The following is a 1,562-nucleotide window of genomic DNA, read 5'->3' as shown; positions in this document are numbered from 1 at the left end:
GCTCGGCGTCGTGCTGCCGATGGGAACCGTCGTGGAGATGCCGGAGCGCAGCGCGATCGAGCCGACGAAGCCGCTGCTGCAACTGTTTGACTGACCTGGAGCCGATTGAATGGCTGAACCGAACACCACCTCGGCCGCGGCGCTGTTCGCCGCGGTCGGCCTCGCCGGCATCGCGCCGGGCGTGGACGGCGACGCGCTGATCGGCGCGTTCGCGGGCGCGGCGCTCGTCGTCGTCACGTCGAAAGACCTCAGCCTCGCGAAGCGCGCCGCGTACATGCTCATCTCGCTCGTGATGGGCTATCTCGCCGCGCCCGAAATCATCCACGCCGTGCCGATCCGCTCGACGGGCGTCGCCGCGTTCTTCGCGGCCGCGCTCGTGATCGCGGTCACGCTGACGCTGATCGAGCGCGTGAAGGGCGTGGACCTGTTCGCGCTGTTCCGCAAGGGAGATTGACGTGCATGTCTCGTCCGCACTCGTCGCGCTCGCCGCGCACCTCGCCGTCATCGTGCGCGTGCTGACCTACCGCAAGAACGGCGCGCGGCATCGCTTCCACGTCGCGTGGGCGGCCTGGGTGATGGTCGCGATTTCGGGCGGCTCGGCCATCGAGCTGCTGTTTCATCCGAAGCCGACCGGCTTCTTTCACGCGGCGCTCGCGGTTCTGCTCGCCGCGTTGGTGTACCTCGCGCGCGGCAACGTCGCGCGCCTTCTACGGAGTGACGAAGCGTGAACATCCTGCGATTCAACGATCACGGCGCGGAAGTCGGGCTACTGCAGCAGCGCCTCGTGCGCGCGGGCTACTCGCTCGACGTGTCGCACCTCTACGACGAACAGACCGAGCGTGCCGTTCAGACGTTGCAAGCGACCGCGGGCCTCGTCGTTGACGGCATCGCCGGCCCGAAGACGTACCGGGTGCTCGCTAGCGGGCAGCGCGACCCGAAGCACCTGACGGACGGCGACCTCACGCGCGCGGCCGCGACGCTCGGCGTATCCGTCGCGTGCGTGCGCGCCGTCAACGAAGTCGAGTCGCGCGGCGTGGGCTTTCTGGACGATGGCCGGCCGAAGATTCTGTTCGAGCGGCATGTCATGTATCAGCGGCTCGGCGTGAATCTCGGCAAGGACGCGGCGGATGCGGCCGCCGCACGTTGGCCGAGCGTCGTCAATCCGAAGCGCGGCGGCTACCAGGGCGGCGCCGCCGAATACGTGCGGCTCGACACCGCGGCGCGCATCGACGCGGCATCCGCTTACGAGTCGGCGAGCTGGGGCGCATTCCAGATCATGGCGTATCACTGGAAGCGCCTTAGCTACGCGAGCGTCGACGAATTCGTGTCCCGCATGGAGCTGGGCGAAGCCGAGCACCTCGACGCGTTCGTGCGGTACGTCGCGGCCGACAAGAAGCTGCTGGCCGCGCTCCGGGGCCGGAAGTGGGCGGCGTTCGCGGAAGGCTACAACGGCTCGGATTTCGCGATCAACCTGTATGACGTGAAGCTCGACCGCGCGTACGTGAAGTACGCCGGCACCGGCAAGGCGGCCGCATGAATTTCTCGCGCCTGACACCGTGGCT

3 protein-coding genes and 1 pseudogene are annotated in these 1,562 nt (G+C 68.2%); all 4 read left to right on the top strand.

Annotation, left to right across the window (positions count from 1 at the left end):
• Window positions 1-94, top strand: a pseudogene (locus WS91_RS20370) (tail protein X); the annotation flags it as partial.
• A gap of 15 nt (window positions 95-109) precedes the next feature.
• Entirely contained in the window at window positions 110-454 is a 345-nt protein-coding gene (locus tag WS91_RS20365; protein ID WP_059670879.1) for a putative holin, read from the top strand.
• A gap of 1 nt (window position 455) precedes the next feature.
• On the top strand, window positions 456-728 hold the full coding sequence (locus WS91_RS20360) for a phage holin family protein (RefSeq protein WP_059670878.1): 273 nt from the start codon (window positions 456-458) through the stop codon (window positions 726-728).
• Complete coding sequence (locus tag WS91_RS20355; protein WP_059670877.1) at window positions 725-1,537, top strand: N-acetylmuramidase domain-containing protein; 813 nt, start codon at window positions 725-727, stop codon at window positions 1,535-1,537. The genes WS91_RS20360 and WS91_RS20355 overlap by 4 nt, the downstream gene beginning before the upstream one ends.
• The last annotated feature ends 25 nt before the right edge of the window (window positions 1,538-1,562 follow it).

Origin of the sequence: Burkholderia sp. MSMB1498 (assembly GCF_001526245.1) — a bacterium.
Classification (GTDB): Bacteria; Pseudomonadota; Gammaproteobacteria; order Burkholderiales; family Burkholderiaceae; genus Burkholderia; species Burkholderia savannae.
Note: the sequence above shows the minus strand (reverse complement) of the source record. Positions and strands in the feature narration are given on the sequence as shown.

Coding starts and splice junctions, on each gene's coding strand:
- WS91_RS20365 (WP_059670879.1), top strand. CDS start 110: ATGGCTGAACCGAACACCACCTCGGCCGCGGCGCTGTTCGCCGCGGTC.